Here is a 19,908-nt window from a genome sequence, read left to right on the forward strand (position 1 = left end):
GGAGATGAGGGAGATGAGGGAGATGAGGGAGATGAGGGAGATGAGGGAGATGAGGGAGATGAGGGAGATGAGGGAGATGAGGGAGATGAGGGAGATGAGGGAGAATAAAGTTAACTCCTAACTCCTAACTCCTAACTCTTAACTCTTAACTCCTAACTCCTAACTCCTAACTCCTAACTCCTAACTCCTAACTCCTAACTCCTAACTCCTAACTTTTGACCTAACAGCTTAAAATTAAATCAACAACCAAACAGGTACATACCCAAATGTTTGTCACAGCGCAACAGCTAGAACAACAAATGCCCGATGCAACTCGGTTGTTAAGTGATGAGCCGGAGATGGAAACTTCATTGCACTATATGCAGCTACTGCTGCTAGTAACTTCCCTTGAGTGGCTGTGGCGTGACTCTAATGATTTCTTTATAGGTGCGAATCTAACAATCTATTTTAGCCGTCAGCAGTTGCGAAATCGAGATTTTCGCGGCCCAGACTTTTTTTTGGTCAAAGACACCGAAAAGCGATCGCGCAGTTCCTGGGTAGTCTGGGAGGAAGATGGTCGTTATCCAGATTTGATTATTGAATTACTTTCTGAAAGTACGGCTGATATTGACCGAAATTTGAAGAAAAATCTCTATGAAAATCGATTTCACACACCAGAATATTTTTGGTTTTCGCCGGAGAATTTTGAATTTGCGGGTTTTGAATTAGTAGGCAACAAGTATCAGGAAATTACACCAAATGCGCGGGGATGGCGTTGGAGCGATGTGCTTAGGCTTTATTTAGGCGTGGAAGCAGGTAAATTGCGCTACTTTACACCCAATGGTAATTTAGTTCCAACACCAGAGGAAGCTGCTATTGCAGCGCAGCAACAGGCATCTGTTGCCCAGCAACAAGCATCTGAGGCACAATTGCAGTTGGAACAAGAACGGCTGCGATCGCAACGATTAGCTGAACGTTTGCGATCGCTGGGAGTTAATCCAGATAGCTTGAGTTAAGCAAAAAAGGTAGTGCGTCAACGGGCAGAGCGATTGGCAGAGTATTTGTGATCACTAGAAGTTGATCCAGATAAATTGAGTTAAATTGATCCAGATAATTCGACTTAGCTAGATAGAGTAGCCCTTAGATAGTCCCATGAACAGATATCCTGAAAAGCATTATCCTTGACTTGTAAACAATTTCATGGTATACACCGCTACCTAATAATTTGTGGTAGATAGTTCTAGGAACCAATTGATAAATTAATTGGTCTTGCCGAGATAGGATGTGGTTAAAAGTATGAAAATGGTAATTAGTAACTTGTGTATTTAACAATGCTTTTTAAAATAAAGTTTTTATTGTTAAAGTAATGCGGTAAAGTAGCCACCAATAGTATAAAATTTGCAAATAATTTAGCTATGATGTGTAGCGGTGTGTAAGGATGAAGCTTTCGGTTAAAAGTAATTCAACTTGGTTGAAAGTGTGGCGCTACTGGGAATTGCTGCACGTCTTGGTAGCGCGAAATCTTAAAGTGCGTTACCGGGGTTCATTTTTGGGGGTTTATTGGTCACTCTTGAACCCGTTGATTATGACCGGGCTATACACTGCAATTTTTGGGACAACGTTTTCGTCGTATTACAATCACTCAATACCAAACTATGTATTAGCAGCATTTACAGGGCTGGTGGTAATCAACTTTTTTTCAGCTTCTACCTCTCAGGCACTGACTAGTGTAGTGGGTAATGGCTCACTTTTAAATAAAATTCGTCTGCCAGTCAGTATTTTTCCAATATCAATGATTGCAGCAAATGTATTTCAGTTTTCCGTCGGGGTGCTGCCCTTGTTAGGAATTATAACTTTTGTTAAATCCAAAAGTTTAATAAATGTGCTGGCATTGCTGTTTCCATTTCTAGCGCTGGTTTTAGTCTGTACGGGAGTTGGTTTTTTGGTAAGCGCTTTATATGTATTTTTTAGAGATTTACCTTATTTTTATGAGTTAATTATATTTGTAATTTGGATCAGTAGTCCTGTGTTTTATCCACCAGATATTGTTCCAAAAACAGTAAAAGCATTTTTAGGGTTAAATCCTTTATCACCAATTATAGAAAGTATCCGTCAGATTACACTATCAGGAGTGCTACCAGATTTAAGTTTAATTTGGGGAGCCTTGCTCAGTGGCATAATTATTTTGTCACTGGGATGGGTTTGTTTTCACCTGTGGCGGCATCAATTTATGGATTTGCTGTAAATAAATGGAAGTAATTCGCCTAGATCGAGTTTCGCTGTGGCGACGGACACAAGAAGAGTTTTCTTATGACCTAAAGAAAACACTCCTATCTGTTTTAGAAGGTAAATATCACCAGCCTGCAAAGAAACAGGTGCTAAATGAAATTGATTTAGTTGTTGAAAGAGGTGAAAAAATAGGTATTATAGGGGCGAATGGCTCTGGTAAATCAACACTATTAAAGATAATTTCTGGTATTTTGCAACCTACCAGTGGTTTGGTGCGAGTACGCGGTCAAATTGCTCCATTGATTGAGCTTGGTGCTGGGTTTGATGTAGAAATTTCTGTGATGGATAATATTTTGCTGTATGGCGTATTACTGGGATATTCTCGAGCAGAAATGCGGAAAAGAACGTTTTCAATATTAGAGTTTGCAGAGTTAGAAGATTATGCATTAGTACCAGTGAAGGGATTATCTTCTGGAATGGTAGCGCGATTAGGGTTTGCGATCGCAACCGATATACAGCCTGATATTTTGATATTGGATGAAGTCTTGTCGGTGGGAGATGAAAGTTTCAAAAACAAGTGTAAGCGAAGAATTGAGAAATTTTGGAATCAGAACGCTACTGTATTAGTAGTTTCTCATGATTTAAAATTTATAAAACAGTCTTGTGTTCGAGGAATTTGGTTAGAGCAAGGAAAAGTGCGTTTTATGGGAAACGCGGATGAAACTGCCGACTACTATTTAAATTCAGTAAGTAGAATTTAATGTCAATTACCTAATATTAGTTATTTACTTATAAATAGGAATTTTGTCTTAAGGAAAATTATTTAGTGAACTATATGAATAGGACAACTAATATGATTAGATAGACTGAGCAAGGATTTAGTTAGGCTTTGAATAAAATTTGCTAATAAAAAAATGTATTCTTTTCGGAAGAATGATATTATGATAAACTTCAGGAGAATCAGATGGATTACGAAAAAATACTAGAGCGTATTAGTGATGTTTATCAACAATCTGCTAGATTTAATCGTCCAGATGAAAATGAGGAAAATGAATCAAGGAAAACAATAAATTTACCTAATAAATTAGTAAACAATAGTTACGTTATAGAAATTGATGGTAACTACTTACTATTTTTTAATGATGTATATACAAATGCTATTCGTAAGTGGCTAAAAAGTATTTTAAAGAAAATAGCATGGCCTATTTTCAAAAGACAAGTCTATTATAATTCTGCTGTTAGACAACTTTTATACAATTTAATACAACAAAGTGATGAATATAATACAAGGGACAAAGAGTTAAACAAGAAGTTTTCTCAGCTTGAGCAGAAAGTAGAGCAGCTTTCTCAGCTTGAGCAGAAAGTAGAGCAGCTTTCTCAGCTTGAGCAGAAAGTAGAGCAGCTTTCTCAGCTTGAGCAGAAAGTAGACCAACTACCTCAACTTCAACAGGCAATAGACCAACTCTCTGCTGAACTGCAAGTTAATAATAATGTAGCCAGTCAATTTGCTTCTGCTGAAGAAGCAAAAATTAAGAGTGGGTTATGGTTTAATGATCCAATCTGCGTAGGTCATCGTGATAATGGTGAAGCTTACTGGGTTGAGACTACTGAAAGAATTTTAGAAAAGACTTTTGTCATGCATTCTCTAGCTTGTTTGTACCAATCTAGGGATATAGAAATTCTAGATGTAGGCGCTGCTGAAAGTCTCCTTTCGTATGAGTTAGCTAGTTTTAATTACTCAGTTACAGCAATAGATATTCGCCCCATAGCATTATTTCATCCCAACTTGAAGTTTGTTAAAACTGATATCTGCAACCCTGTATTACCGCCAGCTAGTTTTGATTGTGTGATTGCTTTATCTACTCTGGAACATATTGGCTTGGGATGGTATGGAGATGAAACGGGGGAGAGTTATGATATTAAAGCTGTCCAACAGATTAGTTTACTTTTAAAACCAGAAGGTAGTTTTATACTCACAGTTCCCTATGGCAAAAAAGCTTTAACACCAGTGCATCGAATATATAACCAAGAATCCCTACAAAAACTAATTCAAGATTTCAAGATAGTTCAAATATCCTATGGAGTACGTAAGGATGAATTCACTTGGACTATCACTGAAAATGAATTAGAAGCATCTGAAAAAGAACATAATCCAGATAATTACCTTCCTGGTGCGGTAGCTATGTTGGTATGTAAGAAAAATCTTGTATAAAAAATTAAATCAAAGTTGACGCAGCATGAAAATAGCCATTGATCTTCAAGCTCTGCAAACAAATAATTCTAGGAATAGAGGTATTGGTCGTTATACACAATCTGTAATAGAAGCTCTATTTAGTCAGCAAAATACTCTCAGTTACCAGTTATATACTAACAGTAATCTACCAGCCCCAGAACTAGATGATAATTACTTTCAATATAATTCTGTAGATTACCCATACATTGGTAGTTGCGACATAAATGAACTACTGTTAAAAACTGTTTTAATGGCAGCAGATATTGATGTAATATTTATACCTAGCCCGATGGAGGGTTTAGACTCCACAATACCTGACTATAGCAATTTCTCTAAAAAAGTTTTTGTCATCTGCTATGATTTAATACCTCTCATCTTTTCTGATAGATACTTAAATGAGTTAAATATGCGCTCACTCTACATGAAGCGCTTAAAAAATATACAAAATGCTGATTTTATATTCGCAATCTCGGAAGCTACCCGCCAAGATGTAATTAAATACCTCGATATATCTCCTGAAAGAGTTTTAAACGTTTCGGGTGGTGTTTCTGCTTTTTTTACTCCAATTCATGTTCATGAACATCAAGCTTGGCTCGAAACTTTTGCTAAGAAATTTGGTATTTACAAAAAATTTATTCTTTATACAGGAGGTGAAGATTGGCGAAAAAATATTGAAGGGCTAGTCACAGCTTTTTCTACCTTACCCAAGAATTTGCAGGAATGTTACCAGCTAGTAGTTGCTTGTAAAGTTTCTGAGCATTTTAGTAAAGAAATAACTAGCTTGGCGTCAAAATTAGGAATTAATAAATCTATTATATTAACAAATTATGTTACAGATGAAGAATTAAGAGCTTTATACTCAACCTGCTCTCTATTCGTTTTTCCTTCTTTTTATGAAGGCTTCGGTTTACCGCTACTTGAGGCTATTTCATGTGGCGCACCAGCTATTGCAAGTAATAGCTCATCTTTGCCAGAAATTTTAGGTTCTGATGAATTACTGTTCGATCCATACTCACCTTCTGATATGGCTAGGATCATGCAAAAAGTTCTATCTGATGAGAACCTTAGAAAAAAAATCTCAGAGGATGCACTTCAGCAATCAGCAAAATTTTCTTGGCAATCTGTTGCCCAAAATATGTTTGATGTGTTTCAAGACCATCAGCTATTAAAACAAGTATCTATTTCAGTTAATCAAAAGCCACAAATAGCTTTTTTTAGCCCATTTCCACCAGCTAAATCTGGTATAGCAGACTATAGTGGGGACTTGTTACCATCATTGGGACAACATATTAACCTTGATTTATACCATGATGATAGTTATTTGCCCGATATTAACATCAGTAATAACTTCTTTTCTCATAGTAAATTTGAAGAAAGATTTAGATATCAAGGATATGAAGGTATTATTTACCAGATAGGGAATAGTAGTTACCATTCTTATATGTACTCTCAATTAATGAGATATTCTGGAATATCAGTGTTGCATGACTATTACTTGGGAGGGCTAATTAATTATATGGAAGCTCGTTGTCCAGAGCTTGGTATTAAATTTTCTAAAGAACTAGAACACTGTTACGGAAAAAGTAGAGCAGTAAAAATTTTAAACCTTTTAAAAACAAAAGGTTTAGATATAAATGAGAAGCTATCAGGAGTAGGTATTTATGTCAATAGAAGAATTTTTACGCGCTCTCTAGGAGTTATATTACACAGCAAATGGGCTTATAACTGTGCGATTAAAGAATTTACTAATGATAATAGCCATATTGTTCACATACCTCAGATAGTACCAAAGTATGTTGTTAAGGAAAAATCACTAAGAGATGAGTGTAAAGGGTTGGATCTTCCAGACTACAAACTCATAATATCAACCTTCGGATTTATCAATAATACTAAACGTCCACTACAAATTATTTATGCATTTAAAAAGTATCTTGTAACTCAGCCAAATGCTTACTTAGTATTTGTGGGTGGTACTGATTACCTTGGTACAATTAATATAGAAGATGAAATTAGAAAACTAAGTTTACAAGGTCAAGTAAAAGTTACTGGCTATGTCAATATGACAGACTTTTACCGTTATATAGAAGTATCAGATATATGCCTTAACTTAAGATTTCCTTTCAACGGAGAAAGCTCTGCATCACTTCTGCGAATTTTGTCTGTTGGTAAGCCTACTATTGTTACAGATATCGGTTCCTTCTCTGATTTTCCTAATGATGTGGTGTTCAAAATACCCCATCCTGGACAAAGTGATGAAGTAGAAGAGATATTGAAATCTCTTATTTTACTAACTCAAAACTCAGACTACAGAAAATCCCTGAGCGAAAATGCATACAAGTATATTGCTCAGGAACATTCTCCAGATAAATGTGCTAATTTATATGCTGATCTTATCCAACAAATACTTTCTTCACCTCAAGCAAAAAGTAAAAAACTTGCTGACTATGTAGGACGGGAATTAGCGAAAGTTGTACCTAATACATCTGAAAAAGTACTCACTACTTTTGCTAGAGCTATTGATAATTTGTATAAGCAAGAACAGCAAGTAGTTGAAGTTCTTAATCTAAATAAGACTGCTACACAAATGCAGACTTGTGTGCGAAAAAAACTGAACTCTCAAAAATTTCAAGAAATTGACCTTGCAGATAGAACTCTAATTCAGCGAATGCAGGAGTTTTACCTAGAAAACCAAAAAATTAAAAATGAGGTGATTTTTCATGGCATTGGTTCAATTATTGAAATAGAGAAAGAGTATTTTGTCTTTGTAAATCCTGATGATGGTGAAGGATTTGCTATTTTTGGCCCTTACGATTCCTATCACAAAGGTAAATATTTAGTTGAGTTTGAAATCTTTGCCTCGGATTATGATAATGAAATATATAAAAATAATTTAGATTTAGTTGTAGCGATCGCAGATATTTCTACTAATTCTGGTACGCTAATTATAGCCAAAAAAGAAGTTACTTTAAGAGATATCTTAAAAAAAGAAAAGACAAAACTGGAGTTTATTATAGATACACCATCTATATTAGAATTTCGAGTTTTCTCGCTAGGAGTATATCCAGTTTTAGTTGGTATTAAACCAAAAGTATCAACGCTATAATTCAGTATTTCCAGAGAAGAAATCTATTGTAAAAAAAGTGAGTATGACAACAAAAAAAGCCCTAATCACCGGGTTAACCGGACAAGATGGTTCATATCTTGCCGAACTACTCATAGCAAAAGGCTACCAAGTCTTTGGTCTAGTCCGCCGTTCTAGCACCAGTAACCTAGAGCGTATCACCCACCTTTATGGCGACATTCAAATAGTATCCGGCGACCTCCTCGATCAATCATCCCTCATGGATGTAGTGAGCGAATGTCAACCTGACGAAATTTATAATCTCGCCTCTCAAAGTTACGTTCCTCTCTCTTGGACACAACCTGCTCTCACTGCTGAATATACAGCTCTCGGTGTCTCTCGCCTCTTAGAATCTATTCGTCGCTGCAAACCTGATGCCAGATTCTATCAAGCATCCAGTAGTGAAGTTTTTGGTCAACCCGACGAATCACCTCAAACCGAACGCACTGCCTTTCGTCCCCGGAATCCTTATGGTGTTGCCAAAGCTTATGCTCATTGGATGACTGTCAACTATCGGCAGAAATACAACCTTTACAACTGTTGTGGTATTACTTATACTCACGAATCACCTCGACGCGGGACAGAATTTGTATTTCGCAAAATCACGCACGCAGTTGCCCAAATTAAATTAGGTTTGGCAAATGAATTAAAATTAGGCAACCTAGATGCCCGTCGTGATTGGTGCTACGCTAAAGATGCTGTTTACGCTATGTGGTTAATGTTGCAGCAGGAACAACCTGATGACTACCTCATTGCCAGTGGTGAAACGTACTCTGTTAAAGAACTTGTTGAGTGTGCTTTTGACTGTGTTGGGCTTAATTGGCAAGATTATGTCTCGGTTGATCCCGCTTTTTATCGTGCTGATGAATCAGTGCAGTTAGTTGGTTGCATTGATAAAATTAAAAATGGAATAGGTTGGCAGCCTCAATACTCTTTTAGTCAATTGGTCGAGTTAATGGTTGATTATGACCTTAAGAAATTAAGCAGTTAGCTCGTTTAGTTTTTTAATCATAAATAACCACTAACTTGAAACTGGGAAAAAAGTAAAATACCTTACCTAAGAATGTAACTACTAAGTTTTTTAGTTATGGCTTTTCTTAGGTAAGTTTTTTAAGTAAAAAAAAATTAAAAATTTGCATAAAAATAGTTTCAAATAGGTTTTAGGATGAAGATATTTATAGATTGTACTCACACTGCAAAACATACGTATAAAAATACTGGAATCCATCGAGTAGTTCGAGAACTAACTTCTGAATTATTGCAAATCAGCTCAAACTGCACAGATATAGAAATAGTAGCGGTTATGTTTGATGGTAGTTTTATGCGGAGGGTGACTAATCTTAATCAACAGCAAGACTACCATTTGATCGAGGTTAACAAATATTTCGCTCTAACTAAAATAAATATAAAATTTCAAGCTCTCGTTTTCAAGCTGAAAAATAAATTTATCAATTTTTTTTATAGATTAAATTTAATTGATTGGTTTGATTCAAATTCAGTAAACAAAAAAGTTTTCCTTGAATTTGAAGATTCTATAATCCAGTCAGGAGATATTTATGTGATAGCTGATGCTAATTGGGATTTACCTAAAACTTACTACCGATTTTTACAACTTTTAAAAAGGCATAAAGTTACTATTGTAGTTATATGCTATGATCTCATTCCAATAAAATTTCCAGAGTTTTCTACCAAGAGATTTACTAAAGCTTTTACAAAATTCTACAGCGATTATTCGACTTTATTCGATAAGGTATTATGTATTTCTAAGAAGAGTGCTGAAGATTATAGTAGTGCGAAAGTTCAAGGAATCTTAGCTAATAAGAATTCACAAGTTGTTCAAAGCTTTCGCTTGGGCGGCAACTATTATAAACATGATTTGTTACTAAGTGAAGAAAATAACAGCCCTGATGTAAAGTTGCAGAAATTGCTTAATAAAAAATATATTTTAGTAGTTGGAAGCTTAGTGCCTCATAAAAATATTAAAACCATCATTGCAGCCTTTGATTTATTGATAAATTCTAGTCATGATGATGTATTTTTAGTTTTTGCAGGTAATAAAGGTTGGGACTCAGAAATTGATAATTTGATAGAATCTAATAAAATGTATGGCAAGCTTATACAAATACTAGGTTCTGTTACCGATGCTCAACTAGATTTTCTCTATCAAAATTGTTATTGTTTAGTTCAAGCCTCCTTTTATGAAGGATTTGGATTACCTGTGGTAGAAGCACTACAACACTGTAAACCTGTAATTGCCAGCAATGGTGGCTCTTTGCCTGAAGTAGGAGGCGATTTTTGTAGATATTTCTCTCCTACTCAACCAACAGAACTGTATGAAGCTTTAAAAGAGCTACTTGATTCAGATATTTACTACAATAATTTGGTAGAGCGCATAAGAAATGAGTATGTACCATTTTCATGGCAAGAATCTGCTGAAGAGTTTCTCTCTTGTTTGTATAATTAAATTCAGTTTAAATAAAAGCTTAAAAATTTGTTGGTCAATCTATCTTTTTTGTCTAAGAAACCCACAGAGATCACAGCCTACGCAGGGTAAGCGCATCTCAAACCCTATTGACACGGTAGTTTTGGGGTTCAACCAAAGCACAAATAAGTTCAAAATTACTACACTGAGCCAAGGGGTGGGATTGACATTTTCGTATTTATGTGGCTGAAAATATAAAAAGCTATTTGACCCATGTTTTTTCAATCATTTACGACAAATCGTCCTATTTTGAACGAAAAATTGATATTTAGATAGAGTTTAAAGCTTTTTGTCTGTATCAAGGGCTACAAAATTAGATGCGCTTACCCTGACAACCTACGCTTTAAATATTCTTGCAAATCTGCAATTTCTCAAACTGACATTATTAACTTCACAGTCAATTTTTGGTATAAATGCTATGAATATGAAATTTAGTGAAGAAATTAACACCAGACCCCGGTTTAAAAAGTGATATTTCTCCTATTATTTGTTAAATAAATTACTAATAAACCTGTTTATTGTCAGCAATAATTCTGTTAAAATGCCAAAATTAAGCTTTACATAACAAACTAAGAAGTGAGATGAAAATTCATGTTAGATAAAATACTGCAAATCGTAAAAGCTATATTGAATATATCAAGATTCTTGAGAAAAAATTATAGCGTTTCTTATAAAAGTAAAGAAGTGCTGAATATAGAAAGTCAGGAAGTCCTGAATGCAGAAAGTGAGGAAATACCGAATGTAGAAAGTCAGGAAGTCCTGAATACAGTGATAACAACAAATGAGCAACAATCTAACCTTAATTTTTTTAATAAAACACGATTTTTAACAACAGATGCTATAAGCTTGAATATTAAAACTTTCGGCTATGAATATGCTCGTAATTTGCGCGAGCAGTTGACAATACCTAGTAATTTATCACCACAAAAAATTAACTTACAATCCAAAGCTTGTCAACAAAATGATATTGAATCACACTGGTTTTTCTACTGGTGTCAAGAGATGAAAATTCCTGTAGCATACCATCGAAAATTGTGGGAATTTTGCTATGTTTTACAAGCATTATATGAATACGATTTACTTACTCCTGGACGTAAAGGTTTAGGTTTTGGTTGTGGTGAAGAACCTCTGCCAAGTATTCTTGCTGCTTATGATATTGCGATTACGGCTACAGATTTAGATCCAACAGCATCAGCTGCACAGGGTTGGATAGAAACTAAACAAAATATGTCTTCTTTAGAAAAGATATTCCGTCCTGAGTTATGTACAAAAGAACTATTTACTAAAAATGTGAGTCTAAAGTATGTCGATATGAATGCTATTCCTGCTTACTTAGAGGGTAAATATGATTTCTGCTGGTCTGCTTGTGCATTAGAACATCTAGGCAGCATTAAAAATGGACTTCTATTTATCGAAAATTCTTTAAAAACTCTAGTTCCTGGAGGAATAAGTATACAAACGACAGAATTTAATTATTTAGAAGAAGAAGAAACTATTGACAACAACGGAACGGTACTTTTTAGAAAAAAAGATTTTGAACAAATTGCTAAAAGACTAACTGCGGCAGGACATCAAGTAGTACCCCTAGATTTCAATATTGGTTCTCGTGTGTTAGATAAATTTATTGATATTCCTCCATATTACAGTCAAGTACATGACATACCACAAGAAGCACATTTAAAATTATTAGTCGATCGTTTCGCTTCCACATCCTTTGGTATGATCATCAGAAAAGCTATGTAATACCAATTTTGTATGAAGATACACATAATAATACCCCCCTGTAGTCCCCCCAAGGCATCGGGGGGACGGCGATAGCCGGGGGGTAAATTATATGCAGCTTCACAAAAAAACGGTATAAGAAGCTACGGTTCTTAAGTTGCCGTAGTATTCTATTATTTTTAATAATGTCAAAATTATTATTTTTATAGCAAAATAAAAAATACTAAATGAATATAGTAGATAATGTTTCCTCTAACCAATTAATTGTTAACTTATCTATTCTCCTAGCTCAACCAACGGGTATAGGCAACTATGCTCAAAACATTTTTCCTTATTTAAAATCTTTGCAACCCACTCTATTAGTAGCGCAAAAATATCCCGATTTTGACTGCTATCCAATACCGTCAAACTTAACCCCAAACCACGGCACTAAAGGTCATTTTAACCGCCTGATTTGGACACAATTTCAACTACCACAAATATATAAAAATCTCAAATCGAGTCTCTTATTCTCCCCGCTACCGGAAGCACCCCTTTATAGCAACTGTCGTTTTGTCGTCACATCTTTTGATATGATTCCGTTGCGTTTTGCCAAAGGCTTCTCACCACTCACAGCCTACCACCGCTACTACACGCCCCAAGTTCTTAACCAAGCACAACATATTATTTGCATCTCTCAGACCACAGCTAAAGATATCACCGATTTTTACCAAATTCCCGCCAGCAAAATTACTTCGATTCCTTTAGCGCACGATCGCACTCACTTCTATCATCTCAACCTCCCCACCAGCAACTACTTTCTCTACATTGGTCGCCAAGATCCATATAAAAACATCCAACGAATCATCAGTGCTTTTGCGGCGTTACCTAACTGCAAAGACTATGAACTATGGTTAGTAGGGCCAATTGATTCGCGTTACACCCCTACTTTAAAAGTGCAAGTTGCAGAATTGGGTGTAACCGATCGGGTGAAGTTCCTTGACTATGTACTTTATGGCGAATTGCCAAAAATAATTAATCAAGCGATCGCTCTCGTTTTCCCCAGTCTTTGGGAAGGTTTTGGTTTACCTGTCCTCGAAGCAATGGCTTGCGGTACTCCCGTCATTACCTCTAATCTCTCCTCTTTACCAGAAGTAGCTGGCGATGCGGCGATTTTAATCAATCCCTACAACACCGGAGAAATTACAGAGGCGATGCAGTCTATTGCTACTGATTCAGAATTGCGATCACACCTATATACCCTTGGCCTCAACCGCGCCAGTCAGTTCAGCTGGGCAAAAACAGGACTTGCCACTGCCGAAGTTCTCAAGCAGTACCTATAATGGCTGATTTATCGAAAATAGAGACACTGCGGGGTAAGCTTAGTTCTTCACTGCAATAGCATTCCAGTTAGCGATCGCCTGCTCTTCGGTTAGAGTCGGGTCAGCATTACACACATACTCAAGTTTAGCTAACACGCTTTGATGGGCAAGAGCAATCTCTTGAGCAACGGGTGCTGTAAGAAGCTTCTTCCAGAGAGCATACTTTCCCTGCCAGAAGTGATTGTTTGTACTCATGGTGCGGAGGCGATCGATAGAATGCAACGAAACCACATCTAATATAGGCTTGACTGGGGTCAGCCCCAATTGTTCGTTAAACTGCGAAAGTTCCTTGACCGCATCATTCACCAGATTTTCGTAACGAACTTTCAACGTGTCTTCTTGCCTCCACCATTCCGGGCTAATGGAGAGAAGTGCTGCTGCTCTACTCCCAGTGGCATAGTTGATAAACTCTGGGCTAAGTGGCGTTTTCTCAAGGATGGATATCTCAGTTCCTCCGTCACTTTTTAGCCAGCTAGCAGTCTCTGGTTCGTAGTTGGCAAAATGCAGAATAGAAATCAATACATCCAAAGGATGGCGGGCAAGAGCTACCACACGAAATCCTTGCTCGGCTAGCAATGAAACTAAATCATCACTTCTGTGCCAATGAATCTGAAGCACTAATCTTGCTGGTAGCGAGTGCCAGGAAATGTCAGCCGGATGATGCACCGCCAGTTCAGCCATTTCATAACTGGCTGCCAGCATTTTTCGTAGCCAAGTGTTACCCGATCGGGGATTGCTAATTATTGCCAGACGCAAGGAGCCTAAACTGCTCAAATTCTGTTAATCCTTTCAGCTAAATTAGGGTACATCCAAACTAACATTATACTAACACCATAACTTAAATCCAATGATTTGGGATTCTGTCAAGTTTTTAGATTATCTTGACTAATGACTTGATAATTAATCCTAAATCCTGATGAAAGCACTAATTCTTTCTGGCGGTAAAGGTACACGCTTACGTCCCCTCACCTACAGCGGGGCAAAACAACTTGTACCAGTTGCAAATAAACCTGTTTTATGGTATGGAATTGAAGAAATGGTTGCGGCTGGTATTACTGATATTGGCATCATCATCAGCCCGGAAACTGGGGCAGAAGTCCAAGGAAAAACCGGAAATGGAGAATACTTTGGAGCAAACATCACCTATATCGTACAAGATCAGCCACTTGGACTTGCTCACGCCGTCCAAATCGCCCGTCCCTTTTTAGAAGATTCTCCCTTTGTCATGTATTTGGGTGATAACCTGATTCAACTAGGTGAGTTACGTTACTTTCTGCAACAATTTAGTCAACAACAGCCAGATGCTTTGATTCTCTTACGTTCAGTTGACAACCCTAGCGCCTTTGGCGTGGCTCAGGTGGATGAAACAGGAAGGGTATTACAGTTAATTGAAAAACCCAAAGTTCCTCCTTCAAATCTGGCATTGGTAGGAGTTTATTTCTTTTCTCACCTTATCTTTGATGCGATCGCAAATATCCAACCTTCTACTAGAGGCGAACTAGAAATCACTGATGCCATTCAATACCTCATTAATCAGAAAAAGCAGGTTGTAGCCTATAATCTGCAAGGTTGGTGGCTAGATACTGGTAAAAAAGATGACTTATTAGAAGCTAACCGATTGATTCTTGACACCTATTTAACAGCATCAGTTGTCGGCGAAGTCGATGCCCAAAGTCAGATTATTGGACGAGTGCAAATCGGTGCAAAATCTAAAGTAATTAACTGCACAATTCGGGGGCCAGTAGTCATTGGTAGCAATTGTCATTTAGAAAACTGCTTTATTGGCCCTTATAGTAGCATTGCTAACAATGTCACACTCATTGATACTGATTTAGAACACAGTGTGATTTTAGAAGGTGCTAAAATTGCCGGAATTCATCAGCGCATTATTGATAGTGTCATTGGACAACGGGCGCAATTGACTCTTGCACCCCGTCGCCCCAAAGCCTTGCGATTTATGATTGGCGATGACTGTCAAATTGAACTAACCTGATTTACTTGTTACAAATAGGACAGACCACCGTCAAAGTTGGAACATAGTGCTTGTAAAATATAAATGCGAAATTCATCTAACAATCAGAACACGCGGCACATCCTAATTAAATAATATTAATGAGCATTATACATACCAAAATTTCTGAAGTTCTACAAATTGAACCTCAAGTATTTGCAGACGATCGCGGTTTCTTTTTTGAAGCTTATAACTACCAAAAATTTGCTCAAGAGATCGGGATTGTTACAAACTTCGTCCAAGATAACCACTCTTGCTCTAAACAAAACGTCCTACGTGGATTGCACTATCAAATCCAACAACCCCAAGGAAAACTCATCCGTGTTGTTGTCGGGACTATTTTTGACGTAGCCGTAGACATTAGAAAAAGTTCGGCTACTTTTGGTAAGTGGGTAGGTTCTGAACTCAGTGCTAAAAACAAACGCCTACTGTGGATACCACCAGGCTTTGCTCATGGTTTCCTCGTGCTTTCAGAAATAGCCGAAGTTCTTTACAAAACTACAGATTATTACGCACCCCAAGGCGATCGCACAATCATCTGGAACGATCCAGATTTAGCTATAGATTGGCCTCTAACTGAGCCACCCATTCTATCAGCTAAAGACCAAGCTGGTAAACTGTTGAAAACTGCTGAAATATTTGATTAAGTAGTCATTGGTCATTGGATTTTGTTACAGACCCCTCCTCATTGGGTTTGGGGAAAAGGTTAAAGGGTAAAGGTTAAAGCAAACCACGTTAAAGAGTGGGCGTAGCTTCTCTTGGACTAATAACTAATGACTAATGACTAATGACTATTGACTATTGACTATGAGTACATCAATTCTGCTGATTGGTAGCAATGGTCAAGTGGGTAAGGAACTGCAACAAATCCTCACATCCCACAGCGATGTTATCTCAGTAGCACGCCCAACAGTAGACCTTGCCCAACCCGATACTCTCCGCAAAGTTATCAGATCAAAGCAGCCGCAAATCATCATTAACGCCGCTGCTTATACTACTGTAGACAAAGCCGAAAGTGAAACCGAACTTGCTACCGCTATTAATGCTACTGCACCCCTAATTATTGCCGAAGAAAGCCAAAAATTAGGAGCTTTTCTAATTCATATTTCGACCGATTATGTTTTTGATGGGAATGCCTGTAGCCCTTACCAGGAAACCTACACGACTAATCCCTTGAGTGTCTACGGTAAAACCAAACTCGCTGGAGAAGAAGCTGTTCGGGAAACTTGCGCCCATCATCTCATCCTCCGCACTGCTTGGGTTTATGGAACCTTTGGCAAAAGTAACTTTGTCAAAACCATGCTGCGACTAGGTGCAGAACGCCAAGAACTCCGTGTTGTCGCCGATCAAATTGGTAGCCCGACTTGGGCGCAAGACATAGCTACAGTTATCGCCCAGATAATTCCCCAGTTAACTCCAGAAATTAGCGGCACTTATCACTACACTAATAGCGGCGTTGCTAGCTGGTATGATTTTGCCGTCGCCATTTTTGAAGAAGCCCAACAGCTAGGCTTCCCTTTGAAAGTTGAACGTATCGTCCCCATCACAACCGCTGAATATCCCACACCAGCCCGTCGTCCTGCTTATTCCGTCCTTGCTTGTGGAAAAATTTCAGCAATTCTAGGGACTTATCCCCCCTATTGGCGACAAAGACTCCGACAAATGCTTGCAGAATCGGGAATCGGGAATCGGGAATCGGGAATCGGGCATTGAAAAGAGGCAGAGGGGCGGGGTGCGGGGTGCAGAGGGGAAAACTCTTCTCCCTTGCTCCCTGCTCCCTGCTCCCCCTCCTCCCTCATCTCCCTCATCTCCCTCATCCCCCCAGCCCCTATCCCTTTTTTAATACTCCCGTCTCTCGTTGTATTGGCAAGACATCTAAAATATCAGTCTGGGAACAATATTTTAAATCATCTAAACAGTCAAGACGTAATAATCGTTGGCCGTGACTAGCTTGGTGAAGTAATCCCAATAGGTTATCTTGCCATTGAGAGTAAAGAGCGATCGCACTAATTACTTCATCATTACCAGCGAGTTCTTCTGGTGACAATTGGGTTTTCTGTAAAAGACTATGAGCGATCGCACCTGCACAAACTGTATCCTCTAAAGAAAAACTGCCTTCCCAACCGGAACCAACAATCCACACTGTCTCTGGTTGCAACTCTTGAAGAAATTGCACCACCGCCGCCCGGTTAATTAAGGCTGCTGCTAAGACATTTGGAGAGTCTTGCACCCGTTGTAAGGCACGAGTACCATTTGTGGTACTGATAAACAAACGCCGCCCTTGCACTAATTCTGGTGTGCAGTCGAGGGGAGAGTTACCCAACTCAAAACCAGCAACTTTTGCGCCGCCGCGTTCTCCAGCCCGTAGCCGTTTTTCAGGAGGCCATTTTTCGCTAACTTCAATTAACTGATCTAAATCGCTGAATACTTGTACAGCTTCGCCTCCAGATGCCAAGACAGTCGCTATTGTGCTAGTGGCTCGCAAGACATCAACTGCGATCGCACATTCTGGCGCTTTATCCGTCGGAGTCAATTCAGGAGTGTGGTATACGAATAACTTCACGGGCTGGATACACCTGCTTTAATACTACTGCCGCAAATAACATTTTACATAGTTGGTGTCACTAACTATAATTACAATTGCTCTTGGAGTATTTTTTACCATCAAAATACAAAATGTATCTCATTCAATACATAGATGGGAGTGGGGAGCGAGGGAGATGAGGAAGTATAGGGGGAGTGGAGAGTGGGTTTTAACCAAATTTTAAGAGTCCTTGATTTCTAATATAAATGCTCAAAAAGCTCATTTTTATGATTTTAGACTTTCAGACTTGCTGCACGATCTTGTAATCTAAAACAAGAAAGCTAACATTTATTGGGCATCGAGCATGGGAAAGAAGCAGAGGTCTAAGAATGAGGGGTTTCAGGGAAAGACTTACTGCAACTTCCCCTCATCCCCCTCATCCCCCTCATCCCCCTCATCCCCCTCATCCCCCTCATCCCCACTCCCCATTGAAATTGCTATGGCACCTTTACCCGACTACCGCCCTAAACAACTATCTTTAGGCCCGTTGGAAGCGGAAATTTTAAATATCATTTGGGAACTTGGTTCAGCCACAGTCAAGGATGTACACGATCGCATCCTCGCCGATCCCAACCGCGAATTAGCATATACTTCTGTCACCACCGTTTTACGTCGCCTCACTGATAAAGGTTGGCTGGCCTGCGACAAGAAAGAGCGGGCATTCTATTGGCGGCCAATGCTGAGTAAGCAACAATCAGATGTCATCAAAGCTCACGAGCAGTTACAGCGATTTCTGGCGGTGGGAAATCCCGATGTTATTGCTGCCTTTGCCGATAGCTTAGATGAAGCAGCTAGTGAGCAAATAGCAGCGATCGCCAAACGCATTCAATCTGCACGTCAAGCCAGGGAGGAAAAATGATGCATCTCATGATGATTTTGATTGCTTTGGCAGTTTCCTTGTGCTTAAGATCCTCTTGGAATCAACCCCAAGCTAGTTGGAGTCTGCGGTGGCAGCGATCGCTATTTTTGTTTCTCTTCCCACCCTTACTAATTTTCATGACTGCGATCGCCGTTCTGTTCATGGGGCCTCAAGGACAAATGGGCGGAATGTATACAGGCTCAATTAGCTATTTACTAGCATTAATTTATTTGGCATTTTTTGCCATTTCATGCATTAAACTTGCCTTCCAAGGTTGGCAGTCTGTAGAATCTGCCCGTAACTGCCCTTTAGTAAATGTTGGCAATAGACGAGCCAGACTGCTGCAAACGGGGGCGCTATTTGCAGGTCAAATCGGTTTTTGGCAACCAGAACTAGTGGTTAGCCAAGGATTAGTGCAAACTCTCTCACCCGCTCATTTAGAAAGTGTCTTAGCCCATGAGCAAGGGCATCACTATTACAGGGATACGTTCTGGTTTTTCTGGCTGGGTTGGGTGCGTTCCTACACTGCGTGGTTGCCGAATACAGAACCTTTGTGGGAAGAACTTTTAGCTCTGCGCGAACTTCGTGCCGACGGTTATGCAGCATTGCAGGTAGACCCTTTGGTATTAGCGGAATCACTTTTATTAGTGGTTAGTAGCAGCCCAGTCTTATCAGAAATTTGCTGTGCTGCATTAGGTTCCTCTGGTGCAGATCGATTAGAACAAAGAGTAGAAGCTTTATTAGCACCACCAGAACCAACACCTCATATAACTTCGCAGTCCTGGCATGGCTTTCTTTTGGCCTTGCTACCTTTAGTGACTGTGATATTTCACACCTAATAAGTAATTTGGCCTAAATAATACAATTATGAGGGAATTGACACTTCCCACGGCTAAAAGCTGGGGGATTCTTGAAGACTCCACAAACGAAGTTTCAATGGTGCTGACAAAGACACCCTGCTGAAGGGTATGCAGCGTAAGGATTGCAGAGGAGCAGGGGGGCAGGGGCGTAGAGGGGAATTTCTAAATATCCGAACGCAATGCTTAAAACTTCTTCTTTCTCCCCTGCTCCTCCGCACAAGAGCACCCCTGCTGCCTCAACGATTTTCCCTTTTCTTAGTGCCATTCGGTACAGGGCTTGGTGATTTGAGATTGACAATTTTGGATTTGTTCCGCTTGACTTCGGGCGGGGCATGAACCGAAATCATCTAAAATCTCAAATAGGTACGTCAAGTGAACTACCCCAACTTACCGAGTACGGTTGAAGTTGGGGCTTCTGTAATCACGGGGGAGTGCCTAAATTTAGACTTTCGCCCAAGAATAGGACT

The 19,908-nt window shown here is 38.8% G+C and carries 16 protein-coding genes; 14 read left to right on the plus strand and 2 right to left on the minus strand.

Annotated elements, in window-relative coordinates; translation table 11 throughout:
- The first annotated feature begins 266 nt into the window (after nt 1–266).
- The 9 genes from V7K67_RS08885 (at nt 267) to V7K67_RS08925 (ending at nt 13,088) form a co-directional block, all read left to right on the plus strand.
- Nucleotides 267–995 carry a Uma2 family endonuclease gene (locus V7K67_RS08885; protein WP_334731808.1) on the plus strand — a complete coding sequence of 243 codons (729 nt, stop codon included), beginning with the start codon at nt 267–269 and terminating at the stop codon, nt 993–995.
- 422 nt (nt 996–1,417) lie between these two features.
- Nucleotides 1,418–2,224, plus strand: a complete 807-nt coding sequence (locus V7K67_RS08890; protein WP_334706175.1) for an ABC transporter permease — start codon at nt 1,418–1,420, stop codon at nt 2,222–2,224.
- Between the two features lie 4 nt (nt 2,225–2,228).
- Nucleotides 2,229–2,969 carry an ABC transporter ATP-binding protein gene (locus V7K67_RS08895; protein ID WP_334731807.1) on the plus strand — a complete coding sequence of 247 codons (741 nt, stop codon included), beginning with the start codon at nt 2,229–2,231 and terminating at the stop codon, nt 2,967–2,969.
- Nucleotides 2,970–3,172: 203 nt separating this feature from the next.
- Nucleotides 3,173–4,420 (plus strand): DUF268 domain-containing protein, encoded by a 1,248-nt coding sequence (locus V7K67_RS08900; protein ID WP_335166133.1) that lies wholly within the window; start codon nt 3,173–3,175, stop codon nt 4,418–4,420.
- Nucleotides 4,421–4,445: 25 nt separating this feature from the next.
- Entirely contained in the window at nt 4,446–7,544 is a 3,099-nt protein-coding gene (locus V7K67_RS08905) for a glycosyltransferase (protein ID WP_335166135.1), read from the plus strand.
- Between the two features lie 43 nt (nt 7,545–7,587).
- Nucleotides 7,588–8,553 carry a GDP-mannose 4,6-dehydratase gene (locus V7K67_RS08910; RefSeq protein ID WP_292721513.1) on the plus strand — a complete coding sequence of 322 codons (966 nt, stop codon included), beginning with the start codon at nt 7,588–7,590 and terminating at the stop codon, nt 8,551–8,553.
- 174 nt (nt 8,554–8,727) lie between these two features.
- Complete coding sequence (locus V7K67_RS08915; protein ID WP_335166137.1) at nt 8,728–10,026, plus strand: glycosyltransferase family 4 protein; 1,299 nt, start codon at nt 8,728–8,730, stop codon at nt 10,024–10,026.
- Nucleotides 10,027–10,635: 609 nt separating this feature from the next.
- On the plus strand, nt 10,636–11,787 hold the full coding sequence (locus tag V7K67_RS08920) for a hypothetical protein (protein ID WP_335166139.1): 1,152 nt from the start codon (nt 10,636–10,638) through the stop codon (nt 11,785–11,787).
- A 206-nt stretch (nt 11,788–11,993) separates the two neighbouring features.
- Entirely contained in the window at nt 11,994–13,088 is a 1,095-nt protein-coding gene (locus tag V7K67_RS08925; RefSeq protein WP_334731802.1) for a glycosyltransferase family 4 protein, read from the plus strand.
- Between the two features lie 39 nt (nt 13,089–13,127).
- Here V7K67_RS08925 and V7K67_RS08930 read toward each other — a convergent pair whose 3' ends face one another.
- Nucleotides 13,128–13,901, minus strand: a complete 774-nt coding sequence (locus tag V7K67_RS08930; protein ID WP_334731801.1) for a sulfotransferase domain-containing protein — start codon at nt 13,899–13,901, stop codon at nt 13,128–13,130.
- A gap of 142 nt (nt 13,902–14,043) precedes the next feature.
- Here V7K67_RS08930 and V7K67_RS08935 point away from each other — a divergent pair, with 142 nt between their 5' ends.
- From V7K67_RS08935 to rfbD, 3 genes are all read left to right on the plus strand, one after another.
- Nucleotides 14,044–15,120 (plus strand): glucose-1-phosphate thymidylyltransferase, encoded by a 1,077-nt coding sequence (locus V7K67_RS08935; RefSeq protein ID WP_335166141.1) that lies wholly within the window; start codon nt 14,044–14,046, stop codon nt 15,118–15,120.
- A gap of 119 nt (nt 15,121–15,239) precedes the next feature.
- Nucleotides 15,240–15,785 carry a dTDP-4-dehydrorhamnose 3,5-epimerase gene (gene rfbC / locus V7K67_RS08940; protein WP_334731799.1) on the plus strand — a complete coding sequence of 182 codons (546 nt, stop codon included), beginning with the start codon at nt 15,240–15,242 and terminating at the stop codon, nt 15,783–15,785.
- Between the two features lie 160 nt (nt 15,786–15,945).
- Complete coding sequence (rfbD, locus tag V7K67_RS08945) at nt 15,946–16,851, plus strand: dTDP-4-dehydrorhamnose reductase (RefSeq protein WP_334731798.1); 906 nt, start codon at nt 15,946–15,948, stop codon at nt 16,849–16,851.
- 115 nt (nt 16,852–16,966) lie between these two features.
- Here the strand turns inward: rfbD and V7K67_RS08950 are convergent, their stop codons facing one another.
- Nucleotides 16,967–17,701 carry a 2-phosphosulfolactate phosphatase family protein gene (locus V7K67_RS08950; RefSeq protein WP_334706185.1) on the minus strand — a complete coding sequence of 245 codons (735 nt, stop codon included), beginning with the start codon at nt 17,699–17,701 and terminating at the stop codon, nt 16,967–16,969.
- 460 nt (nt 17,702–18,161) lie between these two features.
- Between V7K67_RS08950 and V7K67_RS08955 the strand changes: the two genes are divergently transcribed.
- Nucleotides 18,162–18,581: a BlaI/MecI/CopY family transcriptional regulator gene (locus V7K67_RS08955; protein ID WP_118169357.1), complete on the plus strand. Its 420-nt coding sequence runs from the start codon at nt 18,162–18,164 to the stop codon at nt 18,579–18,581.
- Nucleotides 18,581–19,420: a M56 family metallopeptidase gene (locus tag V7K67_RS08960; RefSeq protein ID WP_335166144.1), complete on the plus strand. Its 840-nt coding sequence runs from the start codon at nt 18,581–18,583 to the stop codon at nt 19,418–19,420. The genes V7K67_RS08955 and V7K67_RS08960 overlap by 1 nt, the downstream gene beginning before the upstream one ends.
- Nucleotides 19,421–19,908: the final 488 nt, after the last annotated feature.

Source organism: Nostoc sp., assembly GCF_036917155.1.
Taxonomy (GTDB): domain Bacteria; phylum Cyanobacteriota; class Cyanobacteriia; order Cyanobacteriales; family Nostocaceae; genus Nostoc.

Excerpts from the sequence above, each read along its gene's own strand:
- V7K67_RS08885 (WP_334731808.1), top strand. The coding sequence starts at position 267 with ATGTTTGTCACAGCGCAACAGCTAGAACAACAAATGCCCGATGCAACT.
- V7K67_RS08890 (WP_334706175.1), top strand. The coding sequence starts at position 1,418 with ATGAAGCTTTCGGTTAAAAGTAATTCAACTTGGTTGAAAGTGTGGCGC.
- V7K67_RS08895 (WP_334731807.1), top strand. The coding sequence starts at position 2,229 with ATGGAAGTAATTCGCCTAGATCGAGTTTCGCTGTGGCGACGGACACAA.
- V7K67_RS08900 (WP_335166133.1), top strand. The coding sequence starts at position 3,173 with ATGGATTACGAAAAAATACTAGAGCGTATTAGTGATGTTTATCAACAA.
- V7K67_RS08905 (WP_335166135.1), top strand. The coding sequence starts at position 4,446 with ATGAAAATAGCCATTGATCTTCAAGCTCTGCAAACAAATAATTCTAGG.
- V7K67_RS08910 (WP_292721513.1), top strand. The coding sequence starts at position 7,588 with ATGACAACAAAAAAAGCCCTAATCACCGGGTTAACCGGACAAGATGGT.
- V7K67_RS08915 (WP_335166137.1), top strand. The coding sequence starts at position 8,728 with ATGAAGATATTTATAGATTGTACTCACACTGCAAAACATACGTATAAA.
- V7K67_RS08920 (WP_335166139.1), top strand. The coding sequence starts at position 10,636 with ATGTTAGATAAAATACTGCAAATCGTAAAAGCTATATTGAATATATCA.
- V7K67_RS08925 (WP_334731802.1), top strand. The coding sequence starts at position 11,994 with ATGAATATAGTAGATAATGTTTCCTCTAACCAATTAATTGTTAACTTA.
- V7K67_RS08935 (WP_335166141.1), top strand. The coding sequence starts at position 14,044 with ATGAAAGCACTAATTCTTTCTGGCGGTAAAGGTACACGCTTACGTCCC.
- rfbC (WP_334731799.1), top strand. The coding sequence starts at position 15,240 with ATGAGCATTATACATACCAAAATTTCTGAAGTTCTACAAATTGAACCT.
- rfbD (WP_334731798.1), top strand. The coding sequence starts at position 15,946 with ATGAGTACATCAATTCTGCTGATTGGTAGCAATGGTCAAGTGGGTAAG.
- V7K67_RS08955 (WP_118169357.1), top strand. The coding sequence starts at position 18,162 with ATGGCACCTTTACCCGACTACCGCCCTAAACAACTATCTTTAGGCCCG.
- V7K67_RS08960 (WP_335166144.1), top strand. The coding sequence starts at position 18,581 with ATGCATCTCATGATGATTTTGATTGCTTTGGCAGTTTCCTTGTGCTTA.